The 16,002-nt window shown below is 70.8% G+C and carries 14 protein-coding genes; 12 read left to right on the top strand and 2 right to left on the bottom strand.

Annotated elements, in window-relative coordinates:
- From ACFO0C_RS09450 to ACFO0C_RS09395, 12 genes are all read left to right on the top strand, one after another.
- Window positions 1-450: type VII secretion protein EccB (locus ACFO0C_RS09450; protein ID WP_378066191.1), on the top strand; the 450-nt coding region annotated here is incomplete at its 5' end.
- Between the two features lie 72 nt (window positions 451-522).
- Entirely contained in the window at window positions 523-891 is a 369-nt protein-coding gene (locus ACFO0C_RS09445) for a hypothetical protein (protein WP_378066190.1), read from the top strand.
- Entirely contained in the window at window positions 872-2,149 is a 1,278-nt protein-coding gene (locus ACFO0C_RS09440) for a WXG100 family type VII secretion target (RefSeq protein WP_378066189.1), read from the top strand. The genes ACFO0C_RS09445 and ACFO0C_RS09440 overlap by 20 nt, the downstream gene beginning before the upstream one ends.
- A 218-nt stretch (window positions 2,150-2,367) precedes the next feature.
- On the top strand, window positions 2,368-3,504 hold the full coding sequence (locus tag ACFO0C_RS09435; RefSeq protein ID WP_378066188.1) for a hypothetical protein: 1,137 nt from the start codon (window positions 2,368-2,370) through the stop codon (window positions 3,502-3,504).
- A 97-nt stretch (window positions 3,505-3,601) separates the two neighbouring features.
- Entirely contained in the window at window positions 3,602-4,987 is a 1,386-nt protein-coding gene (locus ACFO0C_RS09430) for an O-antigen ligase family protein (protein ID WP_378066187.1), read from the top strand.
- Entirely contained in the window at window positions 4,974-6,389 is a 1,416-nt protein-coding gene (locus ACFO0C_RS09425) for a lipopolysaccharide biosynthesis protein (RefSeq protein ID WP_378066186.1), read from the top strand. Before ACFO0C_RS09430 ends, ACFO0C_RS09425 begins: the two co-directional genes overlap by 14 nt.
- Window positions 6,386-7,495, top strand: coding sequence for a polysaccharide pyruvyl transferase family protein (locus ACFO0C_RS09420; protein WP_378066185.1), 1,110 nt, complete (start codon window positions 6,386-6,388; stop codon window positions 7,493-7,495). Before ACFO0C_RS09425 ends, ACFO0C_RS09420 begins: the two co-directional genes overlap by 4 nt.
- Window positions 7,495-8,640: a glycosyltransferase gene (locus tag ACFO0C_RS09415; RefSeq protein ID WP_378066184.1), complete on the top strand. Its 1,146-nt coding sequence runs from the start codon at window positions 7,495-7,497 to the stop codon at window positions 8,638-8,640. Before ACFO0C_RS09420 ends, ACFO0C_RS09415 begins: the two co-directional genes overlap by 1 nt.
- Window positions 8,637-9,467: a glycosyltransferase family 2 protein gene (locus ACFO0C_RS09410; protein ID WP_378066183.1), complete on the top strand. Its 831-nt coding sequence runs from the start codon at window positions 8,637-8,639 to the stop codon at window positions 9,465-9,467. The genes ACFO0C_RS09415 and ACFO0C_RS09410 overlap by 4 nt, the downstream gene beginning before the upstream one ends.
- A complete protein-coding gene (locus ACFO0C_RS09405) occupies window positions 9,464-10,639 on the top strand; it encodes a glycosyltransferase (RefSeq protein WP_378066182.1) in 1,176 nt (391 codons plus the stop codon). The genes ACFO0C_RS09410 and ACFO0C_RS09405 overlap by 4 nt, the downstream gene beginning before the upstream one ends.
- 5 nt (window positions 10,640-10,644) lie before the next feature.
- Window positions 10,645-11,913 carry a DUF1800 domain-containing protein gene (locus ACFO0C_RS09400; RefSeq protein ID WP_378066181.1) on the top strand — a complete coding sequence of 423 codons (1,269 nt, stop codon included), beginning with the start codon at window positions 10,645-10,647 and terminating at the stop codon, window positions 11,911-11,913.
- 1 nt (window position 11,914) lies between these two features.
- Window positions 11,915-13,174 (top strand): DUF1501 domain-containing protein, encoded by a 1,260-nt coding sequence (locus ACFO0C_RS09395; RefSeq protein ID WP_378066180.1) that lies wholly within the window; start codon window positions 11,915-11,917, stop codon window positions 13,172-13,174.
- Between the two features lie 3 nt (window positions 13,175-13,177).
- Here ACFO0C_RS09395 and ACFO0C_RS09390 read toward each other — a convergent pair whose 3' ends face one another.
- Window positions 13,178-14,542, bottom strand: coding sequence for a sugar transferase (locus tag ACFO0C_RS09390; protein ID WP_378066179.1), 1,365 nt, complete (start codon window positions 14,540-14,542; stop codon window positions 13,178-13,180).
- A 296-nt stretch (window positions 14,543-14,838) separates the two neighbouring features.
- Entirely contained in the window at window positions 14,839-15,891 is a 1,053-nt protein-coding gene (locus ACFO0C_RS09385; RefSeq protein WP_378066178.1) for an LCP family protein, read from the bottom strand.
- Between the last annotated feature and the right edge of the window lie 111 nt (window positions 15,892-16,002).

Below are 16,002 nucleotides of genomic sequence, written 5' to 3'. Positions count from 1 at the left end.
CCCGCCGGGATCGCCGTCTACGAGCGTCCCGACGCGGGCCTGACGGCGGCGTCGGCCAGCCTGGAGCGGCGCAGCGCCGACGGGGTGCGGCTGGCCGACCGGGTCGCGGTGCCGGGCGGCCGCGGCGCGCTGGTGCGGGTGCTGTCGGCGCCGGGCGCGTCGACCACGTCGACCACGACGTACCTGGTCACCGATCAGGGTGTGAAGTACGCGCTGCCCAGCGCGAACACTGCGGAGGTGCAGGCGACGCTCGGCCTGGGCGGCGCGGCGCCGACGCTGGTGCCCGCCTACCTGCTGGCGCTGATCCCGACCGGGGCGGCGCTGGATCCGGAGCGGGCGCGGCAGTTCATCGGCCCGGCCGCGGCCACGACGACCGGACCGGCGCCCGGTGGCACACCCGGCGGCACGCCGAGTGCCGCGGCCAGCACCGGCACGGGGCCGGGCGCCTGATCCAGGTCGATATATTTCGCCCGGGTGAAGTACCGTGACTCAGACGCCGGGAACGAACGGGGAGGCGACGGGATGAGTAGCGGCAATACCGACATCGACCTGCTGTCGCTGGAAGACTTCCACAAGACGCTGGACGCACGGCTGAGCGAGGCCAACGCCGTGGTCACCACGCTGACGACGGCGTTGGGTGACAAGACTCCGGCGCTGGGCGGTTTCACGGACGCGTCGAAGACGTCCGGCCGCTATCGACAGCTCTATCAGGAGCATCTCGACCGGGCCGAGCGGCTGGTCGAGGCACTGACCGCGGCGAAGACCGCGACGACGACGATCATGAGCAACTACCGGACCGCCGAGGAGCGCAACCACGCCGACGCGACCGACATCGCCAGTGTCCTGAACAGCGTGGGGACGGAGCTGAACGGTGACCGATCCGATGCCTGACGAGTACTACCAGCGGTACAAGCCGCAGAGCCACGAGACTCTCTTCAACCAGCTGATGGCCGGCTCGCCGACGCAGATCGACGGCATGGTCACGTCGTGGAAATCGGCCGAGGGCAGCGCCCGGTCGGTGTCCGACACTCTGAAACGCGATCTGGAGCGGCTGCAGCCGACGTGGAACAGTGCGGCAGGCCGTGAGTTCCAGCGCCGGCTCGGCCTGATCGTCTCGTTCGCCGACCACCTGGCCGGCGAGTTCACCACTATGCACACCGGTCTGACCAGCATGTCCGGGGCGCTGACGGAGGCGAAGAAGCAGGCCGAGGCGGTCGATCCGGAGAAGACCGACGACAACGACAAGACGGTCAGCGGCGCGGCCAAGGGCGCCGCGGTCGGCACCGTCTTCGGTCCGGTCGGCACGGTCGCCGGTGGTGTGGTCGGTGGTTTCCTCGGTCACGACCAGGACGAGGAGGAGAAGGCGAAGGCGCGGGAGCGCATGGTCGTCCTCGTCGCGACGCTGGCCGCCGGGTACGGGGTCACCGACCACGGCTGGCCGAAGACGGCGGTGCAGCCGCCGGCGGACCTGCCGGGCGGTAGTCCGGACGGCAAGGTGGCGCCGAAGTCGGCCCCGCACAGCGGCACCCCCCGCCAGGCTCCGGGCACCGGTTTCTCGGAGCGCACCTCGAAGACGACGGGCGCCGGCACCACCCGTGGTGACGACTCGTTCGGCTCCGGGGACGACGGCCTCGGTGGTCCGGGCGGCGCGACGACCGTGCCGGTCACCGGCCCGGGCGGCGACCAGACGGGCGGCTTCGGCCCGTCGGCCGACGACCCGTCGACCGGCACCGCCCTGCAGTCCGGCGGTGGCAGCCTGACCGGCACGTCGGGCCTGGGCGGCGGCTCACTGGGCGGTCCGCTGGGTGGCGGCTCCCTGGGTGGCGCGAGCCCGATCGGCTCCTCGGCGGGCACCGCCCTGTCCAGTGGCACGCTCGGTACGAGCGGCACCGGGCTGGCCGGTCTCTCCGGTGGCGGCACCGGTGGGGTCAACGGCACGGGTTCCGGTGACGGGCGGTCCGCCGCGGTCGGTGGCCGCAGTGCCGCCGGGAGCGGGAGCGGCCGGTCGGCGGCGGGTGCCGGGCGTGGCTCCGGCTCGGAGGAGCCGGTCGATGAGCGTCTGACCTGGTTGACCGAGGACGACATGGTGTGGGGCGAGGACGACGCCCCACCGGGGGTGCTCGGCGCGGTCGGCCCAGGCGAGGATTAGCGGTCGGCCCAGGCGAGGATCAGCGGTCGGCCCGGCCGAAGATCAGCGGTCGGCCCGGCCGAAGATCAGCGGTCGGCCCGGCCGAAGGTCAGCGGTCGGCCCGGGTGAGGATCAGACATCCACGTGGGTAAGCGTTCGGCGCGGATTCGGCCCCACTATGATCCCGTAGAACATTCGCGGGTTGGGGAGTCGAAATGCAGCCGGACAGTCCATACCAGGTGACCAAGCCGTTGGGATCCTCCCAGCTTGGCACGGTGTGGGCGGCACACGATCGGGACGGCCAGCAGCTGACCGTGGCGGTGCTCGAGGCCGGTGTCGCCAGTGACCCACGGTGGCGGCAGGCGTTCACCTCCGCGGCGAACGCGCTGCCGCCGCAGGCCGACGGCCGGCGGTATGTGACAGCCGACTTCACCGCGGATGCGCCGTGGGTGATCCGGGTCGCCGACGGTGGTCCCGGCGCGGAGCAGGTGCTGGTGGCGCTCGGCGCCGAGTATCGCCCGTTCACGACGGATCCGCCGACCGTGGTCATCCCGCGCCAGCAGGACGCGACGGTCGCGGTCGACGACCGGATGCCGGCCCATCCGGTGCCGGCTCCCGCCCCGCCGCAGCCCACGGTTCCCGTCCCGGCGCCGCCGACCGTCCCGGTTCCCGCACCGCGGCCGGCCGCTCCCGCGCAGGGGTGGCGCCGCCGGTCAGGCCGATGGGTGCTGGTCGCTGTGCTGGCCACGATCACCCTGACCGGTGCGGGCACACTGTTCGCGCTGACCCGGGGCGACGACCCGGGGCCGGGTAAGACCGGTTCGCCGCAGCAGTCAGCGGTGGCCGCGCCGGTGCTGACGCCGTCGGCGCTGCACCCGGGTCTCGAGCCGCCGAGGGTCGGTGACTGGCCCAACTGGGAGAAGTACACCGGTAAGGACAAGACCCAGACGCTGACGCTGGACCGCATCGGGTTCCCGGTGACCCTGCCGAAGGGCTGGACCTGCACGCCGGCGGCCGCCGGTGAGGACGTCGTGGAGTACTACTGCGGCATGTCGACGGGGTCCGACAACATCGGCGGCGAGCTGATCGTCCGGACCTGTGCGCAGCCGTGCGACGCCACCCGGCAGAACACCATGCGCAAGGTCGAGGAGGCCTGGGGCAAGCAGTGGCGGTATGCGGGGCCCAACGTGACCCTGGCCGAGGCGACGGAGATCGACGACGTCCCGCGGTACGGGATCGTGGTGCTGGCGTACATCCGCGACACCCCGCAGGAGCCGATCAACCGTCAGCTGGTGCTGCGGATGACGGCGCCGATCGGCTGGGAGAACGATCTGCGCAAGGTGGCGAACAGCGTACGGACCGCTGCGGAGTTCTGACCCTCACGGATGTGATCTTCGCCAGTGACACATGTGCCTCTATGATGACGCCCTGTCTCACGCGCCGGCCTTCCGCAAAGAGTGGTGAAATCGATCCATGGCTATCGCCGCTTCTGATGATCCGGTGGCCGGCCAGGACCCGGGGGCACCACGCCGGCACCGCAGGCTGGGTGCCGGCGGCCGGCTGATCGAGTTGCTGGCCCGGGCCACCGCGGCCGGGCAGATCTTCGTGATCCGGCTGCTGGCCAGCCCGAGCCGCTCGGCCACCGCTTTCCTGGTGCTGACGCTCGCGCTGGCACCGGTCGCGCTGGCACCCCGTGACCAGCAGATCTATGTCGGTATGGCGAGCGCCGTGCCGACTCTGTACAACTACACGATCGCGATCGTGGTGGCCGCCGTGGTGATGGCGGTGACGGCGCCCCGGCTGTTCCGGACGGCGCTGGCGGCGTGGGTGCCGTTCATCGCATGGGTGGCGACTCTCACACTTCTCGACTGGTCGCCGACCGAGCTGCACCTGTCCGGGCTGCTCCAGCTGGGTCTGGGCATCCTGGCGTTCGCGGTGGGTGTGGTGGTGGAGCGGCTGGACCGGCGGGACTCGCTGGTGCCGCTGGCGTTCGCCGCGGTCGCCTGGGGCCAGCTGGTGGCGGTCGGCCTGGCGGTGGCCGGGATGCCGCTGCGCACGATCACCGGGGCGCAGGCCATCGACATCCAGGGCCGGGCCACGGGGCTGACCGCGCATCCGGGCGAGCTGTCGAAGCTGCTGTTCTTCTGCGGGGTGTGCGCGCTGGTGCTGCCGCAGCGCAACCGGCGCGAGCGGTGGCTGGTGTGGTCGACGCTGGGCGTGGTGTTCCTCGGGGTGTTCCTCACCCAGAGCCGCACGATCCTGGTCGCCATCATCGCGATGGTCGGCATCTACATGCTGGTGGAGGTCGTGTTCGGGCGCTGGCAGCGCAAGCACTTCGCGATGCTGGGGCTGACCGTCGTGCTGGGCCTGGTGTCGCTGCCGTGGTTGATCTCACGTTTCGCCGCCGACCCGACCGGCGGCGCCCGCGGGCACGTGGCGGCGGTGGCGCTGGACGCGATCTCGGATCACCCGGTGGGTGTGGGGCCGAACGGCTACGTCGCCGTGGTGGGCCTGGTCGACCGTCTGACCCAGACCGGTGTCCCGGTTCACAACGCGTTTCTGCTGATCACGGCCGAGTTGGGCATCGCCGGCGGGCTGGCGTTCTGGCTTCCGGTCGGGCTGGTGGTGTTCCGGTCGTTCGGGCGTACCTTCCGCAGCCGGGGCCGTGATGTGCCGGCCCGTGTGGTCGTCGCCGCGACGCCCGGCATCGTGCTGATCTGCATGACCGGATGGGGCATCCTGCAGGGCCCGTACTTTGCTATCTTCCTGCTCGTGCTTGGCTACTTCGGTGCTCGGGCCGGGTCTGTCGGGGAGCTGGAAACGGCCTGGACCGAAGTGGACACCGATGCCCGCCGTTGACGATCCGGCTGCTACCCGGCGGTCGTCCTCTCTCGCGATCTCCTCGGGCCTGCTCGGCCTGGGCACCATCGTGACCCGTCTCACCACCCTGGTGATCATGGCGTTGCTGTCCCGGGGCGCCGGCGCCGAGGCGGTCGGTTTCTACGGTCTGGCGACGCTGGCCGCGTCGTTCACGGCCGCGGCGCTGTCGGTGGGTTTCCCGACCTATCTGACGCGCAACGTGCCGGCCGGCCTGATCTCCGCGGGCGAGGTCGCACGGATCCACTGTGTCCGGCTCGGGGTCCTGATGCTGGCCGCGGTGGTGGCCTATCCGGTCGCGGGCCTGCTCGTGCCGGCCGCGGTGCTGCTCGGGTTCGTGTTGTTCTTCCTGTCCAGCCTGCTGGAGCAGTGGAACGAGACGGCCTGGGTGCTGGTCCGCGGTACCGGCGACGCGTGGCGTGAGCCGCTGACGAACGCGGTCACGAGCGTGCTGCTGATCGGGGCGTGCGCGGCTGACGCGCTGTTCTCCGGCGCGTTGTCGTACGACCGGGCCGCGCTCTACCTGGTGGCCGCCTCGGTGTTCCGCTCGGTCATGGCGTTCGGGATGGCCGGGGTGGGCCGGGAGCTGCGTGGCCGGGTGCGGGTGGATCTGCCCGCCCGGACGCGGGAGGCGGTGCCGTACTTCGCCGCCGATCTTCTCGGTCTGATGTATTTCCGCGGTGACACCCTGGTGCTGGCGCTGTTCGTGGCGGCGAGCCAGGTCGGTGAGTATGTGTCGGCGACCGCCCTGATCGGCCCGGCGGTGCAGGTGGCCGCCGCGATGGGCACCGGCGCGCTGGCGTACGCCGCCCCGCGGATCGTGGGTGGCCGGACCGGTGAGCCGCTGACGATCTTCCGATTCTTCATGGTCACCGGGTTCACCGTGACCGGTCTGATGCTGGTGGCGCTGCCGGTCGCCACGGTCGTGCTGTTCGGTGACGCCGGTGACACCATCCTGCACCTGTCGATGATCCTGGCGCTGTTCCTGGCGATGCGGTTCGCCAACTTCGGCCTGTCGGCGCTGCTGCTGGCCGGCGGCCGGGCCAGCAGCCGCCTGATCGTGCTGGTCCTGAGCATCGCCGGCAACCTGGGCCTCAACCTGGCGCTGGACGGGCGGTTCGGGACGTTCGGTGCGGCCTGGTCGACGGTGCTGACCGAGCTGATCGTCGCCGGGTCGCTGCTGTACTTCCTGCGCGACCGCACGCTGGTGCGGGCGGTCGCCGGTTCGACGGCGTTCGTCGCGGTCACCGCCGCCGTGCTGGTGCTGACCTCGCTGACGATCTCGCTCACCCTCGCCGCCGTCGCCACGGGACTGGTGTTCCTGGCCGGCGCCGGCGTCCTGTTCCTCGCTCGTCAGAAGTCATCAACTGTGGAGGGTTCATGAGGGTCGGGATCGCCGGATGGTTCGGATCGGACAATCTCGGTGACGAAATGCTCCTGCACTCTCTGATCACCTCGGTGCGCACCACGGTGCCCGACGCGACGTTCGTGGTGCTCTCCCCCGACCCGGAGCGGGTCACCCAGCTGCACCAGGTCGACGCGGTGCACATGCCGGTGCTGCGGGCGCGGGGTGCCGGGGAGCGGCAGAAAGCCGTGCAGCGGGCGATGCGGGAGTGCGACATCCTGTTCCTCGGTCCGGGGACGGTGTTCCAGGAGCGGTCACCGAACCTGCCGTGGCCGGGCACGCTGCCGATGTTCGCGCGGATCGTCGCGATGGCCCGGCTCGCCGGGACGAAGGTGGCGGTCGCCGGGGCCGCGGTGCGCGAGGACGGTACGCCGGTCGGCGAGCGGGTGCTGCGGTGGATCGGTGCGCGCTGTGTCGCGGTCGGTGTCCGGGATCAGCGCAGTGCGAACGTGTTCGGCCGGGACGCGCAGGTGATCGGCGACATGGCGTACACGTTGCCGCTGCCGTCGGTGGCCGGGACGGCGCCCGCGCCGCGGTTCGGGCTGTCGCTGCGCCCGCTGGCGCCGGAGGTGGAGGCGTCGCTGGTGGCGGCGGCCTCCGGGGCGGTGCAGCGGCTGCGCGGGGACGGCCTGTCCGGCATGTTCCTGTCGATGGCGTACGGCCGTGGCGCGAACGGCGAGAACGACGGCACCGTCTACGAGCGTTCGTTCAGCGACGTGATGGGGATCGTGACGAGCCCGCTGGACGGTGACCGTCCGCTGTCGGCGACCCTGGACGACTGGCTGGCGGGCCTGGCGTCGTACCGGCTGGTGATGGCGACCCGCCTGCACGCGGCGCTGCTGGCGGTGGCGATGGGCGTGCCGACGGTGGCGATCGCCTACGAGCGCAAGGTCCTGGACGCCTTCCACGACCTGGGGCTGGGTGACTACGTGGTCGGCAAGGACGTCGACGCCGACACGCTGTACCGGACGTCGGCTGCCGCCCTGTCGGCACCGCACGTGTTCCAGGAGGCGGCCGAGCGGGTGTCGGCTCAGGGTGCGATCGCGCGGGCGTACATCGCATCGGTGTTGAAGGGTTTGAACTGATGCGTGTCCTGTTGCTCTCGCCGTTCGCTCCGGCCGGGCGGCACGAGCACGCCGCCGCGGACACCATCGTGCAGCTGGTGCCGCGGCTGGCCGCCAAGACCGAGCTGTTCGTCTACTCCCCCGAGCACGATGCGGAGTCGCGGGCCGACGGCTGGACGCCGCTGGCCCCGCAGGCGCCGCACGTGAGCGGCCCGCTGGACCGGCTCGGGGTCAATCCGGGCTGGCTGCGGCAGGCCTGGCCGCGGACCGCGACGCGTGAGGTGCTCGACCTGGTCCGGCGGCTGAAGCCGGACGTGGTGCACGCGGAGTATCTGCAGTCGGCCGAGGTGGTGACGTCGGTGGACAACACGGTGCTGACGCTGCACGACATCACCGAGAACGTGATGGCCGAGTCCTACCGGGCGTCGTCCGGGCCGGAGAGCGCCTATCGGCTGGCGGAGCTGCTGCGCACCAGGCGTTTCGAGCGTACGGCGATGCGCCGCGCCGGCTTCCTGATGACGCTCTCCGAGGCCGACCACACGATCGCGTCACGGTTCAACGCGCACACCGCGCTGGTCCGTCCCGGCATCGACATCGGCCCGGTCGCGTGGACCGCGCCGCCGGCCGGCACGCCGCCGCGCCTGGTGTTCGCCGGCGCGATGTGGCGGCGGGCGAACGTGCTGGCCGCCCGGCTGCTCGCCGACGAGGTGATGCCGCTGGTGTGGCGCACGTTCCCGGAGGCGGAGCTGCGGATCGTCGGCGCCCGGCCGACCGACGAGGTGCTGGGCCTGGCGCACGCCGACAGCCGGGTGGTGGTGACCGGGGCGGTGCCGGAGCTGCGCGACGAGATGCTGGCGGCGCACGCCGTGGTGGTGCCGTCGGTGCTCGGCGGCGGGGTGCTGATGAAGGTGGTCCACGCGATGGCGCTGGGCTGCCCGGTGGTCACCTCTCCCGGGCCGGCCGATTCGGTCGACGCCGACGAGACGATGCTGTTCACCGGCCGTACCGCCGAGGAACTCGCCGCCGGGATCCGCCTCGCCCTGGAGGACCCGCGGGTCGCCGCGGATCGTGGTGGCCGCGCCCGGGCGCACATCGACCGCACGTTCCGCTGGGACGACACCGTCCACGCCTACCTTGATGCCTACGCGATTGCGAGCCGACGTTGAGAATCGCGGCGATCATTGTCGCCTACAACTCCTCCCGTGACCTGCCCTACAGCCTGGGCTGCCTGGGCGCGCTGCCGATCGACACGGTGGTGGTCGTCGACAACTCGTCGACCGACGACAGTGTCGAGGTCGCGAGACGGTACACCCCGCACGTCATGTCGCTGCCGAACGTCGGCTTCGGCAAGGCGATCAACGCGGCCGCCGGGACACTGCCCGACGCGGACGCGTACTTCCTGCTGAACCCGGACTGCCAGCTCGACGCCACGGCGTTCGCGGCGCTGGTCACCGCACTGGAGACCGATCCGCGGGCCGGGGTGGTGGCGCCGCTGATGCGCTACCCGGACGGGAAGTACGGGGTGTCGTCCGGCTCGGACCCGAGCATGGCCAAGGAGTGGCTGGCCGCGCTGCGTGTCGACGAGATGGTGCCGGCCGGGGTGCGGCGGTCGCTGGCGCGGTCGGCGTTCCTCCGGTCGAAGATCCGGATGCTGGACTACCTGGACAAGGAGCCGACCGCGGAGACGCGTCAGGTGGACTGGGTGTCCGGCTTCTGCATGCTGGCGCGGGCGGAGGCGTTCCGGCAGATCGGTGGTTTCGACCCCGGCTTCTTCCTGTATTTCGAGGACGTCGACCTGTGCAAGCGGCTGCGCGAGGCCGGGTGGGGTGTCGCGTCGGTGGGCGCGGCCGTCGCCGAGCACAAGGAGAGCACCAGCACCGCGGCGGTGGGCAAGAACCGGCTGTACCGCGAGGGCATGGCCGCCTATTTCGATCGTCACGGCTCGCGCCGGCAGCAGCAGCTGGCCACCGCACTCCGGAGGTTCCCCGTATGAAGATCCTGTTCGTGGCCCCGTGGATGCCGTCGACGTACCGGCCGCGCAGCCTGGCGTTCCTGGAGATCCTGGCCGAGGAGCACGAGGTCGCGTTCCTGGCGTTGACCCACGACGACAACGAGGTGCGGGAGGCCGAGGCGCTGCCGGTGGCCAACCGCAGCCTCGTGCCGAACACGAAGGCCGGCGCGATGGTCCGTAGCCTGCGGTCGCTGGTCACCGGGCAGTCGCTGCAGACCGGCTACGCCGACCCGGGCGGGTTGCGGGCCGAGCTGCGCCGGATGCTCGACGAGTGGAAGCCGGACGTGGTGCACCTGAACGTCTTCCGCACCGCGCACCTGGTCGAGGAGTGCGGCGACGTGCCGGTCGTCATCGACCTGGACGAGTTCCGCAGCGAGTACTACGAGCAGCTCGCCGAGACGGGCTCCAATCTGGCGTGGCGGGCCCTGGGCCGGGTGGAGCAGCGCCGGATGAAGGCCCGGGAGGACAAGCTGGTCGACATGCGGGTGCCGATCATCCTGTCCGCGCCGGATCTGTCCGGGCAGGAGCGGCCGGGCACTTATGTGGTCCGCAGCATCTGTGACTTCCCGTTGCAGCCGCACACCGCGCAGGCGCCGACGGTGCTGTTCGTCGGGCGGCTCAGCTACGAGGCGAACATCGAGGGCCTGATGTGGTTCGTCCGCGACTGCTGGCCGGGCATCCGGCAGGCCGTCCCGGACGCGCGGCTGCGGATCGTCGGCCAGGACCCGCCCCGGTCGGTGAAGGCGCTGGTCGGCAACGGTATCGAGCTGGTCGCCAACGCGCCGCGGATCGAGCCGCACTACGGGGACGCGACGGTGGCGATCGCGCCGATCTTCCGGGGTACCGGCATCCAGATGAAGCTGATCCAGGCGCTGTCGGCCGGTGTGCCGACGGTGACCAGCGCCATGGTGGCGGCGCGGGCCGGGGTCCGCGACGGCGAGCACGTGCGTACGGCCGAGGATCCGCAGGGGTGGATCGCGGCGACGGCGGAACTGCTGACCTCACCGCGGGAGCGGGAGCGGCTGGCCGTCAACGGGCGCGAGTGGGCGGTGGCCAACCACAGTTCGGCGGCGGTGCGCGGGCAGCTGGCGGTGGCGTACGCCGCGGTCACCGACCCTCAGCGCGCGACCCGGCCCGGTCATCACATACATTGAGGCACATGGCCGGTGACATTGGACTGCTGCTGCACCGGGCGGGCTTCGGCCCCACCCCGGTGGAGCTGGCGGCGGCCCGCCTGGCCGGCTACGAGGCGACCGTCCGGGCGCTGACCGCTCCGTCCACACCGGATGTCGGCGCCTCGGCGTCGCCGATGCCGCAGATCGGCGCGGACCCGATCAACCGTTACCGCAATCCGACCGACGCGCAGCGGGCGGCGGTCGACGTCGAGCGCCGCCGGCAGACCCGGCTGATCACCCAGTGGTGGCTGGACCGGATGACGGTCGCCGACCACCAGACCAGGGAGAAGCTGATCTTCTTCTGGCACGGGCACTGGGCGACCTCGATCGGCAAGGTGATCCGCCCGCAGCTGATGATGCTGCAGCATCAGACGTTGCGCAGCACCACCGACTTCGGCGTGATGTCGCACCGGATGGTGCGTGACCCGGCGCTCAACTACTGGCTCGACAACCAGCTCAACACCCGCTCCGCGCCGAACGAGAATCTCGGCCGCGAGCTGATGGAGCTGTTCATGCTCGGCATCGGCAACTACACCGAGCAGGACGTCAAGGCCGCCGGCCGGGCGATGACCGGGTGGAAGATCGACTACAACCGGGCGGTCACCTACTTCTCGAAGGCGTCGCACGACCCGGGCGAGAAGACCATTCTGGGGGTCCGGCGCCGCTACACCTCCGACACCCTGGTGGATCTCCTGCTCTCCAAGGAGGTGTGCCGCCGGTTCGTGGCGGCCCGCCTGTGGTTCCGTTACGGGTCGACCCATCAGCCGATCCCGGCCGCGGTGGAGAGCGCGATGGTCGCGGCGTTCCCCGACTCGATGGCGATGCTCGCGGCGATGTTCGGCTCCGAGGGTTTCCAGGCGACCGCCGGCCAGATGGTGAAACAGCCGGTGGAGTGGCTGGTCGGGGCGATGCGCCAGCTCGGGCTGCGGCTGGGCAGCCTGCCCGAGGAGACCGTCGATCTGATTCTGTACGGTCTGGGCCGTCTCGGTCAGCTTCCGTTCTCCCCGCCGAGCGTCGGTGGCTGGCCGGCCGGGACGCTGTGGCTGACCGCGGGGACGGCGCAGTTGCGGCTGTCCACGGCGGGCCGGCTGGCGGGCCTGGCGAGTGTCGGTCCGCTCAGCCCCGAGTCGCTGGCGAGCCTGCTGGCCGTACCCACCTGGTCGAACCGGACCTTCGCGGCGCTGAAGCATGCCGCGAACCCCCGGGAGCTGCTGACCCTCGGCCTGATCAGCCCGGAATATCTAGTGACGTGACATGGACCTGGTGACGCGACGCAAGTTCCTGATGGCCTCCGGGGTGACCGGGGCGGCGGCCCTGGCCGCGGGTGCCGGCGCGATGGGGTTGCACGCCCTGTTCGCGAAGGCACCGGAGCAGCCGACGTTCAACGACGAGTGGGTCAAGCAGGGCAAACTGGTCATCGTCACGCTGTATGGCGGGAACGACGGCCTGAACACGGTGATCCCCTACACCGATCCGGCGTACCGGAAGGCGCGGCCCGATCTGGCGTATGCGCCGGAGGACGTGCTGCGCCTGGACGGCGAGGTCGGGCTCAACCCGGTGATGGGCGGCCTGAAACAGCTGTGGGACAGCAAGCAGCTGGCGATCGTGCGCGGGGTGGGCTACCCCCGCCCGGACCGCAGTCATTTCCGGTCGATGGACATCTGGCAGACGGCGGCGCCGGCCCGGCCGATCCAGACCGGCTGGATCGGCCGCTGGCTGGACGGGACGAAGGCGCCGGCGGAGACCGCGGTGAGTTTCGAGCCGGTGCTGTCGCCGCTGTTGGTCGGCGAGACCCGGGCCGGGGCGTGCATCGACATGGGCGGCCTGCGCCTGCCGGACGGGGTGACGGCGGCGATGCTGTCGGCGTTCAGCCAGGCCGAGCCGGGTGAGGCCGACCTGATGGCGCGGGTCGCGGGGACGTATGCGGACCTGATCCGTGTCGACAATCTGGTGCAGGAGACGAACCGGACGGTGCCGGCGTCGTCGACGGTCCCCGGTGATTCGCTGCCCGGCACCGGGACGGGCGGGGCGGATTCGCTGACCTCGCAGTTCGATCTGATCGCCCGGTGCGTGGAGGCCGGGGTGCCGACCCGAGTCTACTCGGTGAGCCTGGGTGGTTTCGACACACACGCCGGGGAACGGCCCGGTCACGAGCTCCTGCTGAAACAGCTGGACGGGGCGGTGACGGGCTTCCTGGGCCGGATGGCGCGCAGCGAGGCCGGCAAGCGGGTGTCGGTGCTGGTGTACAGCGAGTTCGGCCGGCGGGTGGAGGCGAACGCGTCGGACGGCACCGACCACGGCACGGCCGGTCCGGTGTTCCTGGCCGGTCCCGCGGTCACCGGCGGGCTCTACGGCGACGAGCCGAGCCTGACCGACCTCGACGACGGCGATCTGAAGGTGACCGTCGACTTCCGGGACGTGTTCGGCACGGTCCTCACCTCGGTGCTGAAAGCGGATGCGGACCGGTACCTCGACGGGTACCGGCCCACACCACTGCCGCTGTTCTCCGAGTGACGGTCAGCGGCCTCCGCCGCGCAGCACCTCGCTGATGGTCCGCAGGATGACCTTGACGTCCAGCCACAGCGACCAGTGCTGGATGTAGAAGTTGTCGAACCGGGCCCGGTCCGAGATCGGGGTGTCGCCGCGCAGGCCGTTGACCTGTGCGAGGCCGGTCAGGCCGACCGGCACGCGATGGCGCATCGCGTACTCGGGGTGTTCGGCGGAGAACCGGTCGACGAAGTAGGGCCGCTCCGGCCGGGGGCCGACGATGGTCATGTCGCCGCGCAGGATGTTCCACAGCTGGGGCAGCTCGTCGGCCGAGGTGCGGCGCAGGAACCGGCCGATCGGGCCGACCCGGCTGTCACCGGCGATCGACCAGGTGGTCTGCGAGTCGTTCTCGTCGCGGGGCATCATCGAGCGGAATTTGATGACGTTGAACGGCCTGCCGTAGTGGCCGACACGCTCCTGCTTGAAGAAGATACCGCTCCGGCCGCGGCCCTCCAGCCAGACCGCGATCGCGCAGAGCAGCAGGATCGGACTGAGCAGGATCAGCGCGGTCGCGGACAGGGCGATGTCGGACCCGCGCTTGACCGCCCACCGCGGGCCGCCGAACGCGTTGTGCCGCATGTGCAGCAACGGGATGGCGCCGATGTGATCGGGCACGTCGCCCTCCAGACCGGCACCCCACAGCCTGGGTACGATCCAGACGTCCCGGCTGATCCCGGCCGGGGTACCCAGCACCGCCAGGACGGCGTCGTCGGGACTGGCCGAGTCGGCGACGATCAGCACGTCGCAGTCGACCAGCTCGATGCTGCGGTCCAGACTGTCGAGCCCACCGAGCAGCGCGGCGACCGCCGGTTTGACGAGCGCCCCCTCGACCGGGACGGTGTCGATGCAGCCGGCGAACCGCAGGCCGTACTGAGGGTGGCGGCGCAGCAGGCGGGCCAGTTCGAGCGCGATCGGGCCGCTGCCGATGATGATCGCGTTGTGCTCGACCCAGCGTCGCCGGCGGGCCACGATGATGGCGGTCCGGGTGAGGGTCCGCCCGACGATGACCAGCCCCGCCGAGAGCGCCACCGACCGCATGAAGCCCTCGACGTAGCCGACCGAGTCGTGGCGCATCGCCGCGATGATCGCCACGACGGCCGACGACGCGAGCAGCCGCCCGCAGATGGTCGGCAGCTCGTCGAGGATGCTGACGTAGCGGCGGGCCCGGTAGAGGCCGCCGAGCGCGAAGAACGCGATCGTGACGACCACCATGGTCAGCGTGCCGCGCCAGTACTGCAGGGTCAGCAGCATCGGCGCGGCCAGCGCCGCGGCGTCGACCGGCGCCACCAGCATCCAGCCGCGCAGCCAGCGGGTCCGTTTGGACGGGCTGGACACCGCGTACGGAATGACCGACGTCGACGGCGGCGGTAGAGGTGGCAGGGTGGTGCTCGCCTCCGGCGCCGTGCGGGGCGCGGGGATGCGGGCGGTGATCGCCGGGTCAGGCTCCGGCTCCGGTTCCGACTCTGGCGGAGTGGTAGGGGGTTCCCCCCACCACGCATGCGCCGCCGCCACGGCGTTGTCGTGTCCGGATGATGCGGACGCGCTCCCCGTATTCACGTCTCTCCCCGTGTTCCTTATAGGGCTCTACATCGATTGCTCTATCACCGCGCGCATCGGAATCCGCCGCCGTGTCACTTCTTGGCGGCGGACAGGATCTCCGAGACCGAGTCGCGCTTGACCGCGTCGTACAACTCCTTGGCTTTCGCCTTGTCCTCGAAGACGACGCTCTCGCTGCCCACCCGGCCGGTCCCCTTGGTGGGGTTGGTCAGGAAGGTGAGGTTGCCGCTGCGCAGGCCGCGCATCTGGGTGGCCGTGTCGATGATCGACATGGTCTTGTCGACCGACACCGCGTCCGCGGTCGCCTCGAGGAAGTCGGTGAGCTTGCTCGGGTTCGCCAGGGTCCCGCCGGTGGCGGCCTTGTCCAGGATCGCCCGGATCACCTGCTGCTGGTGACGGATGCGGGCGAAGTCGCCGTCGGCGAACTGCTTGCGCTGCCGGGCGTAGTCGAGCGCCTCGGCACCGTCCAGGTGCTGCATGCCCTTCTCGAACTTGCGGAACGGCTCGTGGATCGAGGTGAAGTTCTGCTCGATGTCGACGTCGATGCCACCGAGGGCGTCGACGATCTCCTTGAAGCCGGCGAAGTCGATGATCGCCACGTTGTCGATCCGGACACCGGTGTACTTCTCGACGGTCTGCACGACCAGCGGGATGCCACCCCACGCATACGAAGCGTTGATCTTCGCATCGCGGCCGCCGTGCTGACCGTCCTTGCTCTTCGGCACGTTGACCCAGGTGTCACGCGGGATCGAGATGAGCTGCGCACTGGACCGGTCGGCGGTCAGGTGCGCCACGATGATCGTGTCGCTCCGGGAACCACCGGTGTTCTCCGGGTCACGCGAGTCACTGCCGAGCAGCAGGATGTTGCGGGCCTCGGTGGCGACCTTCTGCGGGCGCTCCGCCTCGGGCACGTCGTCGAAGGCATCGACGCGCTCGATGCCTTTCTCGACGGAACGAAGGTAGAGGCCACCGGCGAGGGCGCCGCCGACACCGAGCAGCACGACCACCAGCAGACCGATGAGGACGTACCGCAGGCGCTTGCGCGGCTTCTTGTGCTTGGGCGGCTGTGGCACCTGCCCCGGCAGGTTGATTTTCTCGGTCTCCGCGAGGTGCGGCTGGCTTGACATGGCGAGGATCATACGAGTCCGCCAGCGCCTGCAGTTACCCGCTCATCCATATATGCCCAAGCTTGGAAGCGGTTTGTGACGAACATGACCCTGAGTCCGGCCCGTACACAT

This window comes from Actinoplanes subglobosus (genome assembly GCF_042650585.1).
Lineage (GTDB): Bacteria > Actinomycetota > Actinomycetes > Mycobacteriales > Micromonosporaceae > Actinoplanes > Actinoplanes subglobosus.
Note: the sequence above shows the minus strand (reverse complement) of the source record. Positions and strands in the feature narration are given on the sequence as shown.

Bases quoted from the DNA above. Each gene is read 5' to 3' on its own strand.
- ACFO0C_RS09445 (WP_378066190.1), top strand. From the start codon at position 523: ATGAGTAGCGGCAATACCGACATCGACCTGCTGTCGCTGGAAGACTTC.
- ACFO0C_RS09415 (WP_378066184.1), top strand. From the start codon at position 7,495: ATGCGTGTCCTGTTGCTCTCGCCGTTCGCTCCGGCCGGGCGGCACGAG.
- ACFO0C_RS09420 (WP_378066185.1), top strand. From the start codon at position 6,386: ATGAGGGTCGGGATCGCCGGATGGTTCGGATCGGACAATCTCGGTGAC.
- ACFO0C_RS09430 (WP_378066187.1), top strand. From the start codon at position 3,602: ATGGCTATCGCCGCTTCTGATGATCCGGTGGCCGGCCAGGACCCGGGG.
- ACFO0C_RS09400 (WP_378066181.1), top strand. From the start codon at position 10,645: ATGGCCGGTGACATTGGACTGCTGCTGCACCGGGCGGGCTTCGGCCCC.
- ACFO0C_RS09395 (WP_378066180.1), top strand. From the start codon at position 11,915: ATGGACCTGGTGACGCGACGCAAGTTCCTGATGGCCTCCGGGGTGACC.
- ACFO0C_RS09405 (WP_378066182.1), top strand. From the start codon at position 9,464: ATGAAGATCCTGTTCGTGGCCCCGTGGATGCCGTCGACGTACCGGCCG.
- ACFO0C_RS09385 (WP_378066178.1), bottom strand. From the start codon at position 15,891: ATGTCAAGCCAGCCGCACCTCGCGGAGACCGAGAAAATCAACCTGCCG.
- ACFO0C_RS09425 (WP_378066186.1), top strand. From the start codon at position 4,974: ATGCCCGCCGTTGACGATCCGGCTGCTACCCGGCGGTCGTCCTCTCTC.